This is a genomic window from Novosphingobium indicum (genome assembly GCF_014645195.1).
Classification (GTDB): Bacteria; Pseudomonadota; Alphaproteobacteria; order Sphingomonadales; family Sphingomonadaceae; genus Novosphingobium; species Novosphingobium indicum.
Genome location: NZ_BMLK01000002.1, coordinates 167,638 through 183,357, shown reverse-complemented (window position 1 = coordinate 183,357; position 15,720 = coordinate 167,638). Strand labels below are relative to the sequence as shown.

The window sequence follows — 15,720 nt, the reverse complement described above, 5'->3', positions numbered from 1 at the left end:
CTCAGCTTGCAAGACGGTTGACGCGCAGCCGCGCCGCGAAGGCGTCGGTCAGCGCAGGGAGCAGGGTCACGGCGTCGGCAACGATGCCCAGGTGCGCGAACTCGAAGATCGGCGCATTGGGATCGGTATTGATCGCCACGATCACATCGGCGCCTTCCACGCCGACGCGGTGCTGGATCGCACCGGAAATGCCGGCGGCAATGTAGAGCTTGGGCCGGATGGTCTTGCCAGTCTGGCCGATCTGGCGGTCCGAGGTAATCCAGCCCTTCTGGACCAGCGGGCGCGAGCCTCCGTATTCGGCGCCGAGCACCTCTGCCAGTTCCTTCACGAGCTGGAAGTTCTCGGCCGAACCGAGCCCAAGTCCGCCGGCAACGACGATGTCGGCATAAGGCAGGTTGGCCTTGTCGGTATCGCGATCGGCGATGAAGTAGAGCACCTTGGTGATGACGTCTTCCTCGACCAACTTCGGATCGAATTCGATGATCTTGCCGGTGCGGCCTTCCTGACGGTCCGGCATGGCGAGAACGCGCGGGCGCACGGTCGCCATCTGCGGGCGGAAGTTGAGCGTGAAGATCGTGCAGAGCAGCGATCCGCCGAACGTCGGGCGCGTGGCTGCCAGTGAGCCTTCGTCGTCGATGGCGAGTTCGGTGCAGTCCGCGGTCAGGCCCGTCTGCAGCGTTGTCGCCACCGAGCCGGCGAGATCGCGGCCAAGGTTGGTCGCGCCCAGCAGCAGGATTTCCGGCTGATAGGTATTGACCAGATCGGTCAGGACCTTGGTCGAGGTCTCGTTTCGGTAGTGCTTCAGCGCCGGGTCCTGCACGACATAGACGCAATCCGCGCCATATTCGAAGCAGGCCTTGGCGGCTTCCTCCAGGCTGGCCCGATCATCGCCCATAACGCAAGCGGCCAGTTCAACGCCGCGCTTTTCGGCCAACTTGCGGCCTTCGCCCAGCAGTTCGAACGACACCGAGTGGACCTGGCCGTGTTCGATCTCCACCGCGACCCAGACGTGTTTGTACGCCTTGAAGTGCTCGGGCAGTTCCTTCTTGGTATTGGCACGCCCTCCACCAGCGGCGGGAGCGGGTTTCTTCTCCTCGGCCATGGTCGTTCCTCCTTCAGACGTAGTGCTGCGCGGCGTTTTCGAGCAGGTCGCTCTCCACAGCCGGAGCTTTGGCGAAAATGGCTTCGACAAGCGCCGCCGCCCTGGCGTCGGCCTTGCCTTCGGCTTCGACGATTTGGGCCTTTTCGGTGCGGGCCGTGGGCGCGAAGACCTTTTTCACGATGGTCGGCGAGCCACGCAGACCGCATTTGGTGAGGTCCTCGATGCCCACGGCTTGCGCATTCCAGGTGACGACGTCCGCACGCGCGGCGATCAGGGCATTCTCGATCGAGCCGCGACGCATCTCGTTGCTGGCTTCCAGCATGGTGATGAGCACTGGCAGCTTCGTTTCGAGCACCTGCAGCCCGCCTTCGGCGCGGCGTTCCACCCGGATCGTGCCGCCGTCGAGATCGGTCTCGACGATGCGGGATATGTAAGTGAGCTGGTTGTAGTCGAGCCGCTTAGCGATGCCGGGGCCGACCTGCGCGGTATCGCCATCGATGGTCTGCTTGCCGGTGAAGATGATCTCGGGCTTGCCGAACTCTTCCGCGACTTTCTTGAGCGCCATCGACAGCGCGAAACTGGTCGCCAGCGTGTCCGAGCCGGCGAAGTAGCGGTCGGTGAGCAGAACTGCGCGATCCGCACCGAAGGTCAGCGCCTTGCGCAGCGAGTCTGCGGCGGTGGGCGGGCCCATGGTCAGCACGGTGACTGTCGCACCCAACTTGTCCTTGAGGCGCAGCGCCTCTTCGAGCGCGAAGAGGTCGTAAGGATTGATGATCGTCGGCACGCCCTGACGCATGATCGTGTTGGTCACGGGGTGGACGCGGATCTGGCCGCTGTCGGGGACCTGCTTGATGCATACGACGATATGCATGGTCACTCTCCTGCAGAAAGGGTTTGGCCGGTAAGGGCGGTGAGCGGAACGAACGGCTGGTTCGGTTCGGGCTTGGGCAGGACCGCGTCCTTGTGGACCTTGAAAACCCGCTCCTCGATCGGCGAGGAGCCGACGAAGTCCTCGTAGGCCTGCGTCAGATGGTCGCGGCACAGCGCGAAGAGCGCTTCATCGTCGGCCGCTTCCAGCGCGCCTTCGACTTCGCTGCCGCGCAAGTACTGGCCCATGCGCCGCATGATGTGCAACCGGGCGACGTGCACCACCGTTGGTTCGTAGGGCACGCCGAGAAACGTGAAGAAGTCCTCCGCGCTCGAGAGACCCTGAAGATCGTCAAGCAGGCTCATGGATGTCCTCCTCGCAAGTGGGTTCGCGGCCTTCGCGGTGCGCAAGGCGCATTTCGAGAAAATCAATGCGGTCGAGCAGCTCGGAAATCGCCTCGCCCACCGGATCGGGCATAAGGTGATGGTCGAGATCGATCCGCCCGCCGATCCGGCGGCGGTCCGACGCTGCGCGCACAAGCCTGCCGGGAATGCCGATCACGGTCATCGCCGGCGGCACGGGATCGACGACCACGCTGTTCGCGCCGACGCGCGCGCCCTTCCCTACCATGATGGGGCCGAGGATCTTCGCCCCGCAACCGACGAGCACGCCGTCTTCGAGCGTCGGGTGGCGCTTGCCGGGCGACCAGCTCGTGCCGCCCAGCGTCACCCCGTGGTAGAGCGTAACGTCGTCGCCAATCTCGGCGGTTTCGCCGATCACCACGCCGGCACCGTGATCGATGAAAAAGCGGCGGCCGATGGTCGCGGCGGGGTGAATATCGACATTGGTCATCAGCCGCGCGAACCAGGCGAGAAAGCGCGCCGGAAAGCGCATCCTGCGCTGCCACAGGCGATGGGCCATGCGATGCCAGACGATGGCATGCACCCCCGGATAGGTCAGCACAATCTCCAGCGTGCCGCTGGCCGCCGGATCGCGCGCCGCAACGCACGCGATGTCGTCACGGATCATCGCCACCAGCGACGGCTTGCGGCGCGAAGCCTCTGGCGCAACCTGATCGATGAGCGTGGAGTACGGCATCACACCGCCCCTTCCATCGCCGATGCACTATGCATCAGCGCGAGGTCGGCCAATTCCACCGGCCGCTTGGTGAGGCTGGCGCGCGCGCGAACTTCGGCCAGCAGGCGCTCCATGCGTTCATGATCGCAATCCAGACCGATCGAGCGCAGCGTGGAGCGCAGTGCGGCCCGGCCCGAATGCTTGCCCAGTACGATGCGGCGTTCACGCCCGAAGCGGACGGGATCGAGCGCCTCGTAGGTTGCGGCATCGCGCAACAGGCCGGAGACGTGGATGCCGGATTCGTGGCTGAAAACCATCGAACCGACAATCGGCTTGTTTTCCGGAATAGCCCGGCGCGCGGCATCGGCCACCAGCGTCGCGAGAGCGGGAAGCTGCACCAGGTTCACGCCGGTCAGGCGGCCCAGCGTCTCGCCGAGCCCGGTCACGACTTCCTCTAGCGGCGCATTGCCCGCGCGTTCGCCGAGGCCGAGCACGCAGACGCTGACATGGGTCGCTCCGCCGCGCACGGAAGCCAGCGTGTTGGCCGTGGCAAGGCCGAGATCGTCGTGGCCGTGGAATTCCAGCTCGATATCGGTTTCGCGCGCCAGTTCGCGGAACACGTCGCAGGTGCCGAAGGGATCAAGCACGCCCAGCGTATCGGCAAAGCGGAACCGGTGCCCGCCGGCTTCCTCGACCGCAATCACTACCCGCTTGAGAAAGGCGAGGTCAGCCCGGCTGGCATCCTCGCCGCCCACCGAGACCCGCAGGCCCAGTTCGCGAGCATAGCCCACGACATCGGCGATGCGGGCAAGCACATCGGCGCGGCCGGTGCCGAACTTTGCGTGGATCTGGCGATCCGAAACCGGCACCGAGAGATGAACCCGCGAAGCTCCGGTAAGCACGGCGGCTTCGACATCGGTGCGGGTCATCCGGCACCAGGGGATCACTTCGGCGGTCTTCGCCTGCGCGACCATGGCGGCAATCGCCTCGATCTCCTGCCCACCCATCGCCGGTGTGCCCGCCTCGATCTCGTCGATCCCCGCCGCTTCGAGTGCGGCGGCAATCGCGAGCTTTTCTTCGAGCGTGAAGGCTACACCGGGCGACTGCTCGCCATCGCGCAGCGTGCTGTCGTTGATGATGACGCGGGGCAGATAGGCGGGCATGCTAATGTTCCTCCTCACATGCAGGGGTCAGGCATAGGTCGGGTTGAAACCGGCGTCGGCCTTGTCGCGCTCGCGCCAGAACGGAGACATCTCGCGCAGCCGCTCGATGATCTGCGGCATGGCTTCGAGCACGCGGTCCACGTCGGTCTCGCCGTTCTCGCGGCTGAACGAGAAGCGGATGGCACCGTGGGCGGCGGTGTAGGGTACGTTCATCGCCCGCAGCACATGGCTGGGTTCGAGCGAGCCCGAGGTGCAGGCCGAGCCGGAGCTGGCGGCAATGCCCTCGCGGTTCATGAACAGCAGGATCGCCTCGCCCTCGATATATTCGAACGCGACATTGGCGGTGTTGGGCAGCCGGTTCTCGGTATCTCCAGTGACGAAGGCGTTGCCGATGCGCTGGAGCAGGCCCTTTTCCAACCTGTCACGCAGGCCGGCAACGCGGGTCTGCTCGTCGGCCATGTGTTCGAGCGCCAGTTCGGCGGCCTTGCCCAGGCCGATGATGGCCGGTGCATTCTCGGTCCCGGCCCGGCGGCCGCGTTCCTGATGCCCGCCACGGATCAGCGGGCGCAGGCGGGTGCCCTTGCGGGCATAGAGCGCGCCAATGCCCTTGGGACCGTGCAGCTTGTGACCCGACAACGAGAGCATGTCGATTTCGCTTTCGGCCATGTTGATCGGGATCTTGCCGGCTGCTTGCACCGCATCGGTGTGGAACAGTGCGCCGGCCTGATGGGCCATGTGCGCCAGCTGCTCGACCGGGAAGATCGTGCCCGTCTCATTGTTGGCCCACATGATCGAGACGATCGCCGTCTTCGGGCCGAGCGCCTTGCGATAGGCCTCCATGTCGAGACGGCCTTTCGCATCCACACCGATGATGTGGACCTTGGCGCGCCCGGTCTTTTCGAGATGGGCAACGAGGCTCAGCACCGCCGGGTGCTCGACAGCGGACGTCACGATCTCGTCGCGGTCGCGCTGCGTTTCGAGCGCCGAGAGGATCGCCATGTTGTCCGCCTCGGTGCCGCCCGAGGTATAGATGATCTCGTGATCGAACTCGGCGCCCAGCAGAGCCTGAAGCTGCTTGCGGGCCTTGGACAGCGCATCGCCGACCTGGGCCCCGAAGGCATGCATCGAGGAAGCATTACCGAATTGCTCGGAAAAGTAGGGAAGCATCGCCTCCACCACGGCCGGGTCGCAGCGGGTGGTGGCGTTGTTGTCGAGATAGACCGGTTCGGGGGCCATGGCGCGGGTCCTTTCGATCAGTGCACGGGAGCAGCGGGAACGACGAGCAGCGGAATGCCGACCGCCTCGACGAGGCGGGCCTGCACGCCCTCGATCGTGGCGCTCGACAGGTGGCAGCCGACACAGGCGCCGGTGAGCTTGACGATCACCCGGTTGCCTTCGACGTCGACCAGTTCGCAGTCGCCGCCGTCACGCTGGAGCGAAGGACGGATCTGCTCGATCGTTTCTTCGATCAGCCGGATCTTCTGCAGCGTGGTGAGCGGCTTCTTCTCCGCCGGCGCTGCTGCCGCGACAATCTTCTTTGGCTTTGCAAGCACGGGGACGGGACCCGGCACGAAAGCCTCTGCAGCCGTGATCAGGCCGTCTTCGACCATCTCGGCATTGACGCGCTCAAGGACGGCCTCGATATCTTCGGCGCAGGTCGCGCAGCTGCCACCAGCCTTGGTGAAGTTGGTGATGTCTTCCACCCGGGTCAGGGTGTTGGAGCGAATGGTGCGCTCGATCATGCCTTCATCGACACCGAAGCACTTGCAGATCAGCGCGCCTTCCTCGTGATCGTCAACCCACTCCTCGCCGCGGTAGTTGGCGACGGCTGCCTGAAGCGCCTCGTAGCCCATCACCGAGCAGTGCATCTTTTCGGGCGGCAGACCGCCGAGGAAGTCGGCGATGTCCTGGTTGGATATCTTCATCGCTTCTTCGATGGTCTTGCCGATGATCAGCTCGGTCAGTGCCGAGGAGCTGGCGATCGCCGAACCGCAGCCGAAGGTCTGGAAGCGGGCATCGGTGATGATCTGGGTGACCGGATCGACCTTGATCATCAGCCGCAGCGCATCGCCGCAGCTCAGCGCGCCGACGTCGCCGACGCCGTCCGCGTCGTCAAGGATCCCGCTGTTCTTGGGGTTGAAGAAGTAGTCTTTGACCTTTTCGCTATATTCCCACATTGCCGGTCTCCGTCAGCCAAATGACTTGCCGCATGAGCAGCTGTTCGATGCGTTGGGGTTGTCGAAAGTGAAGCCCGAGCCTTCGAGCGCCACCACGAAATCGATCGTGGTACCGGCCAGCAGCGGCTGGCTCGTCGGGTCGATGAAGACGCTGACGCCATCGCTCTGAACGACTGCGTCATCCGCCTCGGGCGCTCCCACGAGGCCCATCATGTATTTGTAGCCGGCGCACCCACCCGCCTCGACCTGGATACGCAGGCCCGCCGGCTCGGCATCTGCCTGCTCTATGGCGTTGCGGACGGCATTCACGGCACTGTCGGTGAGTACGATCATCGTCTGCCACTCTCGCTAGGGATTTCCGTGAGGGCATCGCAGCAAGCACCGTGCCAACTGCGCAAAGCCTCGAAAAAGCGCGAATGGCCGACAGGAATGCGACGCGCACGTGTCGGCTTTGGCACAATCCCAACAGCGCAAATGTTGCGATGCACACAAAGCCCATGTGTCGCGCGCCCGACAGGACGGGCAAAGCCCAAACGGCCCGGTTCTTGCGTGTAGGGCGCGCGCACGAACTATCGCGCAAGTTCACCAGGAGATCACAATGACCACACTCGAAACCGTGCGCCTCGAGGACACGGCCTTCGGCACGCTTGCCTCCCAGCACCGCCTGCTCAACGCGGTTCTCAAGGAGCCGCTCCCCAAGGCCGGCACTTTCGGCTTCCGCGTCGACATTGCGCTCGCCTTTCAGGACCAGGTTGCCGACGAAGCCCGTCCGCCGGCCTACTCGCTCGAGCAGGTGCTCGCCGTCGCCGATGCCTCGACTGGCAAGTTCCCCGTCCTGGCTGGTTATCTGCACAACTTCGCGTGGTTGAAGGACGTCGCCGACGTACTGGCGGACTTTCTGGTGCCCGAAGGCACCTATCTGTTCTTCGTCAACAACATCGACTTCCTGAAGCAGTACACAGTGCCCCTGCCCGGCGGGATCACCGCGAAGATCCTGCCGCTCGATGAATCAACAGTGTGGAAGGAAACGCTCGAACTTGTCGGCATCGAGAAGAACGACGTGAAGAAGATGAGCGGGCCGGAAAAGCTCGAGCACGTCCTGAATGCTCTGGCCGACGAGACGATGTCGTATCCGGAACTGAGCTACGAGGACGGCGTCGCGACGATGGAACCGGTGCGCAATCGCAACGAGAACCGTCCGGTCTGATGAAATCCAGACGCGGTGGTCAGTGCGCCTGTTCGCCCCAGCGGCGCAGCCGTTCCAGCCACCGCGTCCGATGCTTCTCCGGCCCGTCGACCGAACCGATGATCGCATAGCGCACCGGGTCCATCCCCACGAATTCAAGGATGTTGCGTTTGAAGCTCTTCACACCATGGGCTCCGTAGTAGAGCTTATAGACCGGCGCCGGCATTCCCATCGTCACGATCATCCGCGCGGAACGGCCTTCCAGCGTACCCTTGGGAAAGCCGCCATCGCTGGGAGCAAAGGCGAAGTTCGGCCGTGCCACCTGCTCAAGGAACGCCTTGAAGAAGGCCGGCGTCTCCCCCAGCCATAGCGGATAGAGCACGACGATGTGCTCTGCCCACCGGATCGCCTGCTGCGCGGCCGAAATGTCGCAGGGCACGTCATCCGCATGAAACTGCTGTTCCGAGCGGATCAGCGGAAAGTCGAGCCTGGCGACTTCGATGCGGCGCACGTCGTGCCCGCCGGATTCCGCCCCTTCGGCATAGGCGTCCGCTGCGGCGTGGAGGAAGTGTTCGGCGCGATCGGGGTGGCCGTCGATAATCAGAATGCGAGTCATGCCGCCGACCATACGCGCGAATGCGATCGGTGCGATGACAGCGATCAACTCCGGCGCAACAATCCTATTCGAGCCCCTGCCCGCTGTCGAAGTCATCGTCCTCAACAAGGTCGATGCCCGTCAGGCAGATATCGTCCTCATCGTCGATGACCGTGTCGATGGCGGTAAGGTGCTGGCCCGTGCATGGACCGTCGACACATTCGCCCGACCCCAGATCGAACAGCGCGCCGTGCTTGCCGCACTGAATGCGCGTACCCTCGCCGTCGAGAAACTCGCCCTGTTCCCAATCGAGATTGGTGTCCTGATGCGGACAGCGGTTTTCGTAGGCCCGCACATTGCGGCCCCACCGCAGGATGAAGATCGGCCAGGGCCCCACGTCACCGGTTTCGTTGCGCCGCGCAAGAACGAAGGGCACGGCCCTACGGTTGGGAATATCCTCCAGCGCGCAGACGGCGAACAGTTCGCCTGTCATCATGCCGGCGCGCCCGCCGGGCGCACTTTCGGTGTCGGCAAGGGCAGCATGCCCATCTTGAAACTCTCGGTCATGTGCCGGGCGCGCTGCATGGCGAGACCGGCCAGATCTTCGGGAAGTTCCTCGCCCACCGCCTGTTCGAAAGCCGCCATCCAGCGGTCGAAATGCACCTCCTCGACCTTGAGGCCGACGTGATGGGTATAAGGCGTGCCTCGCTTGTAGCGATCGGTGCCGAGCAAGGAATGCGACCAGAAGTCAGCGACAATGCCGTAATGCTCGTCGAAATCGGATATCTCGGCACGAAACATCGGGCCCAAGAGGTCGTCTTCGAGCGACAGCGCATAGAAACGGCGCACCATCGCCATGATCGCGGCTTCAGGGTCCTGCTTCACTGGCGCATCTCCTTCGGGGCAGCGGTCTTGCCATTGGCGATCCGCGCGAGCAGCGCCTCGCCGTCCTCCGCGCCGAAACAGGCGTCGAAGTCGTCGCATTCGCTGCAGACCGGCGCCGAGCACAGGCGAAAACCCTCGGACGTGCACATCATGCGATAGAAGAACTTCTTCCACTTCATGTCCGCGCTGTTCTTCATCGCCAGGCGCGGAAAGTGCAGTTCCATCAGCATCGAGAGTTCAGTGCGGCTGGCAAGGCCAAGGTCCTGCCAGAGGTGGTTCGGCCGCTGGCAGCGCCGCGCAACGAGCCGGGTGAGTAGCAATTCGAGAACGGAGGCCTCGGCACAGTTCATCCAGAGGATGTCGCGCAAGGCCTGTTCCTCCTTGCCGACAGTCGGCTCGCCCGCTTCGGGCAGGCACACATGCGGGAAGACGATACGGCACAGCTCGTTCAACTCTTCGCCGTCGAGCCCGGTGGCATCGGCGAGACTCGTGCTTTCGCACTCCGATTCGAACAGCGCGAGCGCAAGAATGCAGGATGATAAGTGAACGTCGACAGGCGGCACATGCGCGTTTCCGCCTTGCCAGAGAAGCTCCGCATAGATCGATTCTGCACGTCCCATCACCGTTCTCCTCGTCAGTTCATCGCACTCCTCCGGGCCCTCTCCTGCTGTCCGCCGACCTGTTCTTGTCTGCTGTCAGGCCGCAGCTGCGTGCGTCTGGCAATTGGTCGGGCAAACGCGTGCACAGGCACCACAGCCGATGCAGGCATCGGCGTCATTGATCGCCATCACACGCTTTTCGATTTCATCGTCATCATCGTCGTCGAGATCGACGACATCGCCGTCCTCGTTCACACCCTTGAGGGTCATCACGTCGCGACCGCAGACCTTGAAGCAGCGCCCGCACCCGATGCAGACCTCCGGATCGATGCTTACGAGGTAGTCGGGCACCCACTCGCGCCCGCCCCGGGTTAGCAGCGCGGTCACGCCTCCTCCTCCAAGGCCTTCAGTTCGGCGCGTTTGTCGGACAGCGCGGCATAGGCATCGCGCACCCGCTCGGCCGTGACTATGACGTTCTCGACACCGATGGGCAGTTCTTCGGAAAGATCATGCAGGTCCATCTTGGCCTGCATGGCCTTGGCCCACAGCTTTTTCACTTCGGCTTTCAAGGTTTCGACATCGGACATTTTCCGGGTCTCCCTCAGTAGTCTGCGACTTCCGGAAACTTCTCGATCATGCCGACCGCCTGACCGAGCATCTTTTCCGCCTCTGCATTGAGCTTTTCGATACTGTCGAAGCCGAAGCGGTGAACGTCGCGAAGCTGCTTGTTGAGCACGACAAGACGGCCGCCGATCAAGACCATACGGCCAAAGCCCTCATGGCTCATCTTCATCATCGGCTGGACCATGCGCCGCGTAAGCCGCTCGATTTCCAGGCACAGCGCACCATAGAAAAGCTGGAGTCGCCAGAGCGTGTCGGGATCGGGATCCCCGATGATCGGGATCGCACGGCGCTTTTCCTTGTCGAGGATAAAGGGTTCGAGCAGTTGCGCATCGCTCTTGCGCTCCCAATGCCCGTGCGTGTCCTCGGCGCGCATCTGGCGTACCAGCGCGGCCGCAAAGCCTTCTACCTTGGGGTCTTCAACCGCCCGATCAACGATGGCTTCGGTCATTTCACGCTTCCTCTTCTTCGAAATCGAAATCGCGCTCGCCGGACTTGGCCATGACTTTCCGCAGCCATGGCGGCGGCGTACCGTTGAGCACCTGCCGCAGCCTTTCGAGCATGCCCTCGATCGGCTCCGGTTCGGCCACCTTCATCGGGTGGATGTTCTGGGCAACGACGCGCGCCGCGCCCGAACCGCCGATGGCGCCGACCACAAGGATCGCTACGCCCTGCAGCGCCTTGAGCTTGGGTTCGAGCTTGTCCTCGTTGCCGTCCTCGTTGAGTTCACCGGAGAACTCCTCGACCCGGTCGAGCGACCAGCCCTCGGGCGTCAGATCGTAGATGGCGAGATTTCGGGCCCATCCGAAGTGGGCATCGATCCGTTCCAGATCCTGCGTGGCGAATGCGACTTTCATGGGACAAGCTCCTTTGCGGGCTCGGGTGAAACGGGGGACGCGGCCGGCCAGGCATCGCGCCAGTCATCGGGCGAAGGCTCGTGGTGGCGGTTCATCAGCATGTTGCCGATGGCGAAGATCAGTTCGCGGGTGCCGCGATACCCGACCGTGACGAGATGCGCCGCGCCCAGCGTGTCGAACATCGGAATACCGATGCGATAGTGCGGCAGGTGCAGCCGCTCGGCCGCCTGACGACCATGGCTGTGCGTGACGAGAACATCGGCGTCCGCTGCGCCTCTCTCGAGATCCTCGAGATCGCCGAGCAGCACTTTCTCGCACGGCAGCTTGGCAAGGATCGGCGAGGTTGTCGTGGTCACCGCCGAAGCAACCAGGCCGCCCATCTCGGTGAGCGTCGAGACCAGCGCAAAGAGCAGGTCGGGCTCGGCCCCGATGGCAAAGCGGCGTCCGCCGATGTGAAAGTGCCCGTCGAGCATGGCATCGACCAATTGCCCGCGTTGGCGGCGGTACTTGCGCGGCACCGGCTGCCCCGAGATCTCGCTCAGGAACAGCATGAACTCGTCACAGGCGGCAAGCCCGGTGAGACGCTCGAACAGCCGGTAGGGGACACCACTAAGCCGTTCGAGCGCCTCTGCTGGGGTTCGCATCTGCTCGCCGACCGCGATGGTCCAGCCGGCAAGGCCCATCCCCCGCGCCTCTTCGCAGCCGGTGCCGCCAAGCGTGGTCGGGGTGAAGTCCTCGGGAATGTGTCCGTCCAGCGAGCCGGACAGGTCGGGCAGGAACGTCGGCGCCAGCCCGAACGCCTCGATCACATCGCGCAGTTCGTCGATGTCACCCGGCGTCAGGTGGCAGCCGGGCAGCACATTGACGCGCTTCGCATCGCGGGAGGCTGCGGGTGCTTCGGGCACCAATTCCTCGATCATCGCGGTGACGGCCTTCGACCAGCCATCCTCGAAGGCACCCGAGAAGTCCGGCGTCGAGCATTGGACCAGCGCGATACCGTCCAGTTCGGGATGGCGTTGGCGGATGCTGTTGACGAAGCCCTTGAGATCGTCGCCCTTCACCTCGGTCACGCCGGTCGAGCAGATGCCGATCAGTTCGGGATTGGTTTTCTTGACGATGTTGAGCACCGCCTGTTCGACGTTCTCGAACCCGCCCAGCACCGTCGCGACTTCGGACATGGCCGTCGTCTGCAGCGGGATCGCCTCGCGAAAGTGGCGGACGAAAAGCACGAGACCGAAACTGGTGCAGCCCTGCGAGCCATGCAGCAGCGGCATCGTCCCGCGCATGCCCATGAAGGCAAGCGCGCCGCCGATCGGCTGGCTCATCTTGAGCGAGTTGACCGTACAGGCCTTGGTGGATTTCACGACCTGCGCCATGGTTATGCGGCCTCCTTGCCCTGGTCGGTGGGACCAGTCGCGGTTGCAGGAAGGCTATCTTCGTCGATTGCCCGGTCCATCCATGACGCAGCGCCGGCCCTCTCCCACGGTGCCGGACGGCGGACTTCCTGCCAGACGGGGTTGGACAGGGTCCGGTCGATTTCCTTCACCATCTCGACCATGCCGTGATAGCCGGCAAAGGCCGCGTGGCGTTCCTGATTGATGTCCATCCACGGCATCGTCGCCTTGAGCGCCACGAACTGCGAACGGCCACCGGAAAGCATGATGTCCGCTTCGGCCGTCTTCAGCTTGCGGTACATTTCGCGGGGAGTGAGATCGTCGAACATGTGGGCATCGTCGCCCATAAGTTTCTTGATCTTTTCCTTGTCCTCCTTGGTGGACTTCTTGATCGAGGTGCCGGCGATTTCCATGCCGGCTTCCTGCAGCGCGGCAACCACCGACCAGCTCTTCACGCCACCCGTCACGAGCAGCACCTTCTTGCCGGTGAGCCGTTCGCGGTAAGGCTCGATAGCTGCCCAGGCGCGGGCTTCCTCGCGGGCGATCACCGCTTCGGTGCGGTCCATCAGCTCGGGATCGGCGCCGCGCTCGATCAGCAGCCGGGCAATCTCGCGCAAGGAATCGGACATGTCGCCGATGCCGTAGAAGCTGCCCTCGAAGAAGGGGATTTCGTAGCGCTCCTCCATCTTGCGGGCGACATTGATCATGGCCTTGGAGCAGACCATCATCGCAGCCTTGGCACGGTGCGACCAGGCGACTTCCTTGTACTTCGCATCGCCGGAGATGCAGGACAGGATGCGGATGCCAAGCTCGTCGAGCAGCGGCTTCACCTGCCACAGTTCGCCGGCAAGGTTGTATTCGCCTATGATGTTGATGTCGTAAGGCGTCGTGTGCTCGGGCTCCTCGGTGCCGATGACGTGCTTCAGCATCGCCTCGCCCGCCAGCTTGTTGCCGAGGTTCTTGGGCCCGACAAAGCCGGGTGACTGGATCGGAATGCAGGGCGTTTCGAATTTCGCCGAGGCCGCCTTGCACACGGCGTCGATGTCATCGCCGATCATGGCCGGGACGCAGGTCTGATAAACGAAGACTGCGGGTGGCGCGTATTTCTCGACGATCTCGCGGATCGCCTTGAACAGGTGTTTCTCGCCGCCGAAGACAATGTCGTTCTCGGTCATGTCGGTGGTGAAGCCGGTGCGATAGAGGCTGGAGCCGGAGCTCTTGGCGCCCCGGTTGTCCCAGGAATTACCCTCGCAGGCGATGGGACCATGCACGAGGTGGGCGACGTCGGTGATCGGCTGGAGCGCGATCTTCGCCCCGTCGAAGGCGCAGCCGCCGGCCGCGCCCCCGGGCTGGAGCTGCTTGGTGCAGCCTTTCTTGCGTTCCTTTTCCGACTTCGCCTGGTTCTTGCCGCAGCCGGGCTCGTTGAACACGTCCTGGATGGTCTGGTTCAAGCTGCTCATCGAATGGCTCCCCGGTTGCGATCCATCACCCCTTCGTCACCCCCGCGAAGGCGGGGGTCCAGTTCCGGTGCCGTCCGTAGAGCAGCGCCGGATTCTGGATTCCCGCCTTCGCGGAAATGACGAAATGCGGGGCTCGCGACATCAGCGGATGATGTCGTAGCTGTAGTCGGTCTTGCTGGGCACGTTGGTGGTCGCGTCCATGTGCTCGAAGATCCGGTCGAGGATCGTCACGAGGACGTTGAGACCACCCTGATAGCCCCACACCGGGTAGCGGTGCTTGTGGTGCCGGTCGAAGATCGGGAAGCCGATCCGGATGAGCGGCACGCCGGTGTCGCGCTCAAGGTACTTGCCGTAGGTGTTGCCGATCAGGAAGTCCGGCTGCTCGGTGAACAGCAGCGAGCGCATGTGCCACAGGTCCTTGCCCGGATAGGCCTTGCAGTTCGCGCCGAACGGCGAGGAGTCGAACAGTTCCTGCATCTTCGCCGCCCAGGCCTTGCCGCCGTTGGTGGCAAGCACCACGACCGGCTCGCCGCCCAGTTCCATCACGAACTTGGCGAGGCCATAGGCAAGGTCCGGATCGCCGTAGATCGCGAACTTCTTGCCGTGGATGTGGGCGTTGGAGTCGGCGATGGCGTCGACCAGCCGGCCGCGTTCCTTGGCAAGTTCATCGGGGATCTCGACCCCGGCGAGCCGGGCAACTTCCATAACGAAGCTGTCGGTCGCCTCGACACCGATCGGGTGGTTGAACGCAGCCGTTTCCTGCCCGTGGTTGGCGATGAAAGGCAGCGTCTTTTCGGTGCAGTATTGCTGCATCGAAACGGTCGCCTTGGCGTGGAGCGCGTTGGCCGCATCCTCCAGCGTGGTTCCACCGTCGTACATGCGGAACTCGCCGTCGGTGGGGGTATCCCAGACGTCCGACTGGTCGCCGAGGATCGTGTATTCGATCTTCATCATGTCGAAGATGCGCTTCACTTCGCGCAGGTTGCCGACTACATAGCCGTCGAACCCGCCCAGAAAGTTGATCTTGTCGTTGGGCTCGCGCACCAGCTTATCGACCGTATTGGCCTTGCCATCCCAGAAGTGCTCCAGGATGCCCTTCATGGCATTGTCGTAGCCGGTGATGTGGCTGCCGACGAAAGCCGGGGTGTGGGCGAAGGGAACATCGAATTCCTGCGGAAGCGATTCCTTTTCCTTCGCGGTCTTGATGTAGGCGTTGAGGTCGTCCCCGATGACTTCGGCCATGCAGGTGGTGGAGACCGCAATCATCTTGGGCTTGTACATGTTGTAGGCGTTGGCAAGGCCATCGACCATGTTGTTGAGCCCGCCGAATACCGCCGCATCCTCGGTCATCGACGAGGAGACGCACGAGGTCGGCTCCTTGAAGTGGCGCGAGAAGTGCGAGCGGTAGTAGGCAACGCAGCCCTGCGATCCGTGAACGAACGGCAGCGTGCTTTCGAAGCCCACCGCGGCGAAGACGGCACCCAGCGGCTGGCAGGCCTTGGCCGGGTTGATCGTCAGCGCCTCGCGGCTGAAATTGAGGTCCTTGTATTCCTCGGTCTTGGCCCATTCCTTGACCCGGTCCACCTCTTCGGCGGGATGCGGGTTCTCGAACTCGGCCTTCTTCTTCGCGAGCATGTCGGTGTATTCTTCACCGCGGAACAGCTCGAAATGGTCCTTAACCTGATTAGCGTCCTGGGGCATGTGAGCCTCCTGTCAGAAATATGGGGGTGAAGCCG

20 protein-coding genes are annotated in these 15,720 nt (G+C 63.5%); 1 reads left to right on the top strand and 19 read right to left on the bottom strand.

Going from position 1 to position 15,720, the window contains the following annotated elements:
* Nucleotide 1: 1 nt before the first annotated feature.
* From IEX64_RS02650 to IEX64_RS02615, 8 genes are read right to left on the bottom strand one after another with little or no spacing between them, the layout of a single operon-like run.
* On the bottom strand, nucleotides 2-1,102 hold the full coding sequence (locus tag IEX64_RS02650) for an electron transfer flavoprotein subunit alpha/FixB family protein (RefSeq protein WP_188817983.1): 1,101 nt from the start codon (nucleotides 1,100-1,102) through the stop codon (nucleotides 2-4).
* Between the two features lie 13 nt (nucleotides 1,103-1,115).
* A complete protein-coding gene (locus IEX64_RS02645) occupies nucleotides 1,116-1,973 on the bottom strand; it encodes an electron transfer flavoprotein subunit beta/FixA family protein (RefSeq protein ID WP_188817982.1) in 858 nt (285 codons plus the stop codon).
* Between the two features lie 2 nt (nucleotides 1,974-1,975).
* Nucleotides 1,976-2,335, bottom strand: coding sequence for a nitrogenase stabilizing/protective protein NifW (gene nifW, locus IEX64_RS02640; RefSeq protein ID WP_188817981.1), 360 nt, complete (start codon nucleotides 2,333-2,335; stop codon nucleotides 1,976-1,978).
* Nucleotides 2,322-3,068: a serine O-acetyltransferase gene (cysE, locus tag IEX64_RS02635; protein ID WP_188817980.1), complete on the bottom strand. Its 747-nt coding sequence runs from the start codon at nucleotides 3,066-3,068 to the stop codon at nucleotides 2,322-2,324. Before cysE ends, nifW begins: the two co-directional genes overlap by 14 nt.
* Nucleotides 3,068-4,210: a homocitrate synthase gene (nifV, locus tag IEX64_RS02630; RefSeq protein WP_188817979.1), complete on the bottom strand. Its 1,143-nt coding sequence runs from the start codon at nucleotides 4,208-4,210 to the stop codon at nucleotides 3,068-3,070. The genes cysE and nifV overlap by 1 nt, the downstream gene beginning before the upstream one ends.
* Before the next feature lie 27 nt (nucleotides 4,211-4,237).
* Entirely contained in the window at nucleotides 4,238-5,446 is a 1,209-nt protein-coding gene (gene nifS, locus IEX64_RS02625) for a cysteine desulfurase NifS (protein WP_188817978.1), read from the bottom strand.
* 17 nt (nucleotides 5,447-5,463) lie between these two features.
* Entirely contained in the window at nucleotides 5,464-6,387 is a 924-nt protein-coding gene (gene nifU / locus IEX64_RS02620; protein ID WP_188817977.1) for a Fe-S cluster assembly protein NifU, read from the bottom strand.
* Between the two features lie 12 nt (nucleotides 6,388-6,399).
* Nucleotides 6,400-6,720, bottom strand: a complete 321-nt coding sequence (locus IEX64_RS02615; RefSeq protein WP_039285898.1) for a HesB/IscA family protein — start codon at nucleotides 6,718-6,720, stop codon at nucleotides 6,400-6,402.
* A gap of 265 nt (nucleotides 6,721-6,985) precedes the next feature.
* Between IEX64_RS02615 and IEX64_RS02610 the strand changes: the two genes are divergently transcribed.
* Entirely contained in the window at nucleotides 6,986-7,594 is a 609-nt protein-coding gene (locus IEX64_RS02610; RefSeq protein WP_188817976.1) for a hypothetical protein, read from the top strand.
* Nucleotides 7,595-7,613: 19 nt separating this feature from the next.
* On the opposite strand, the gene IEX64_RS02605 is transcribed toward IEX64_RS02610, so the two are convergent.
* The 11 genes from IEX64_RS02605 to nifK all read right to left on the bottom strand — a co-directional run bounded on the left by IEX64_RS02605 (nucleotide 7,614) and on the right by nifK (nucleotide 15,685).
* Complete coding sequence (locus IEX64_RS02605) at nucleotides 7,614-8,189, bottom strand: NAD(P)H-dependent oxidoreductase (protein ID WP_188817975.1); 576 nt, start codon at nucleotides 8,187-8,189, stop codon at nucleotides 7,614-7,616.
* 64 nt (nucleotides 8,190-8,253) lie between these two features.
* A complete protein-coding gene (locus tag IEX64_RS02600; RefSeq protein ID WP_188817974.1) occupies nucleotides 8,254-8,664 on the bottom strand; it encodes a Rieske (2Fe-2S) protein in 411 nt (136 codons plus the stop codon).
* Complete coding sequence (locus IEX64_RS02595) at nucleotides 8,661-9,053, bottom strand: group III truncated hemoglobin (RefSeq protein WP_229710029.1); 393 nt, start codon at nucleotides 9,051-9,053, stop codon at nucleotides 8,661-8,663. Before IEX64_RS02595 ends, IEX64_RS02600 begins: the two co-directional genes overlap by 4 nt.
* A complete protein-coding gene (locus tag IEX64_RS02590) occupies nucleotides 9,050-9,673 on the bottom strand; it encodes a nitrogen fixation protein NifQ (protein WP_188817972.1) in 624 nt (207 codons plus the stop codon). Before IEX64_RS02590 ends, IEX64_RS02595 begins: the two co-directional genes overlap by 4 nt.
* A 75-nt stretch (nucleotides 9,674-9,748) precedes the next feature.
* Nucleotides 9,749-10,039, bottom strand: coding sequence for a ferredoxin III, nif-specific (gene fdxB / locus IEX64_RS02585; protein WP_188817971.1), 291 nt, complete (start codon nucleotides 10,037-10,039; stop codon nucleotides 9,749-9,751).
* Entirely contained in the window at nucleotides 10,036-10,239 is a 204-nt protein-coding gene (locus IEX64_RS02580) for a CCE_0567 family metalloprotein (RefSeq protein ID WP_188817970.1), read from the bottom strand. The genes fdxB and IEX64_RS02580 overlap by 4 nt, the downstream gene beginning before the upstream one ends.
* Nucleotides 10,240-10,253: 14 nt before the next feature.
* Entirely contained in the window at nucleotides 10,254-10,724 is a 471-nt protein-coding gene (locus IEX64_RS02575) for a NifX-associated nitrogen fixation protein (RefSeq protein ID WP_188817968.1), read from the bottom strand.
* A 1-nt stretch (nucleotide 10,725) separates the two neighbouring features.
* Nucleotides 10,726-11,130, bottom strand: coding sequence for a nitrogen fixation protein NifX (gene nifX / locus IEX64_RS02570; protein WP_188817966.1), 405 nt, complete (start codon nucleotides 11,128-11,130; stop codon nucleotides 10,726-10,728).
* Entirely contained in the window at nucleotides 11,127-12,506 is a 1,380-nt protein-coding gene (nifN, locus tag IEX64_RS02565; RefSeq protein WP_188817964.1) for a nitrogenase iron-molybdenum cofactor biosynthesis protein NifN, read from the bottom strand. Before nifN ends, nifX begins: the two co-directional genes overlap by 4 nt.
* A gap of 2 nt (nucleotides 12,507-12,508) precedes the next feature.
* Nucleotides 12,509-13,984 carry a nitrogenase iron-molybdenum cofactor biosynthesis protein NifE gene (gene nifE, locus IEX64_RS02560; RefSeq protein ID WP_188817962.1) on the bottom strand — a complete coding sequence of 492 codons (1,476 nt, stop codon included), beginning with the start codon at nucleotides 13,982-13,984 and terminating at the stop codon, nucleotides 12,509-12,511.
* 141 nt (nucleotides 13,985-14,125) lie between these two features.
* A complete protein-coding gene (gene nifK / locus IEX64_RS02555) occupies nucleotides 14,126-15,685 on the bottom strand; it encodes a nitrogenase molybdenum-iron protein subunit beta (protein WP_188817960.1) in 1,560 nt (519 codons plus the stop codon).
* Nucleotides 15,686-15,720 lie beyond the last annotated feature (35 nt).

Excerpts from the sequence above, each read along its gene's own strand:
- IEX64_RS02650 (WP_188817983.1), bottom strand. The coding sequence starts at position 1,102 with ATGGCCGAGGAGAAGAAACCCGCTCCCGCCGCTGGTGGAGGGCGTGCC.
- IEX64_RS02645 (WP_188817982.1), bottom strand. The coding sequence starts at position 1,973 with ATGCATATCGTCGTATGCATCAAGCAGGTCCCCGACAGCGGCCAGATC.
- nifW (WP_188817981.1), bottom strand. The coding sequence starts at position 2,335 with ATGAGCCTGCTTGACGATCTTCAGGGTCTCTCGAGCGCGGAGGACTTC.
- cysE (WP_188817980.1), bottom strand. The coding sequence starts at position 3,068 with ATGCCGTACTCCACGCTCATCGATCAGGTTGCGCCAGAGGCTTCGCGC.
- nifV (WP_188817979.1), bottom strand. The coding sequence starts at position 4,210 with ATGCCCGCCTATCTGCCCCGCGTCATCATCAACGACAGCACGCTGCGC.
- nifS (WP_188817978.1), bottom strand. The coding sequence starts at position 5,446 with ATGGCCCCCGAACCGGTCTATCTCGACAACAACGCCACCACCCGCTGC.
- nifU (WP_188817977.1), bottom strand. The coding sequence starts at position 6,387 with ATGTGGGAATATAGCGAAAAGGTCAAAGACTACTTCTTCAACCCCAAG.
- IEX64_RS02615 (WP_039285898.1), bottom strand. The coding sequence starts at position 6,720 with ATGATCGTACTCACCGACAGTGCCGTGAATGCCGTCCGCAACGCCATA.
- IEX64_RS02610 (WP_188817976.1), top strand. The coding sequence starts at position 6,986 with ATGACCACACTCGAAACCGTGCGCCTCGAGGACACGGCCTTCGGCACG.
- IEX64_RS02605 (WP_188817975.1), bottom strand. The coding sequence starts at position 8,189 with ATGACTCGCATTCTGATTATCGACGGCCACCCCGATCGCGCCGAACAC.
- IEX64_RS02600 (WP_188817974.1), bottom strand. The coding sequence starts at position 8,664 with ATGATGACAGGCGAACTGTTCGCCGTCTGCGCGCTGGAGGATATTCCC.
- IEX64_RS02590 (WP_188817972.1), bottom strand. The coding sequence starts at position 9,673 with ATGGGACGTGCAGAATCGATCTATGCGGAGCTTCTCTGGCAAGGCGGA.
- IEX64_RS02580 (WP_188817970.1), bottom strand. The coding sequence starts at position 10,239 with ATGTCCGATGTCGAAACCTTGAAAGCCGAAGTGAAAAAGCTGTGGGCC.
- IEX64_RS02575 (WP_188817968.1), bottom strand. The coding sequence starts at position 10,724 with ATGACCGAAGCCATCGTTGATCGGGCGGTTGAAGACCCCAAGGTAGAA.
- nifX (WP_188817966.1), bottom strand. The coding sequence starts at position 11,130 with ATGAAAGTCGCATTCGCCACGCAGGATCTGGAACGGATCGATGCCCAC.
- nifN (WP_188817964.1), bottom strand. The coding sequence starts at position 12,506 with ATGGCGCAGGTCGTGAAATCCACCAAGGCCTGTACGGTCAACTCGCTC.
- nifE (WP_188817962.1), bottom strand. The coding sequence starts at position 13,984 with ATGAGCAGCTTGAACCAGACCATCCAGGACGTGTTCAACGAGCCCGGC.
- nifK (WP_188817960.1), bottom strand. The coding sequence starts at position 15,685 with ATGCCCCAGGACGCTAATCAGGTTAAGGACCATTTCGAGCTGTTCCGC.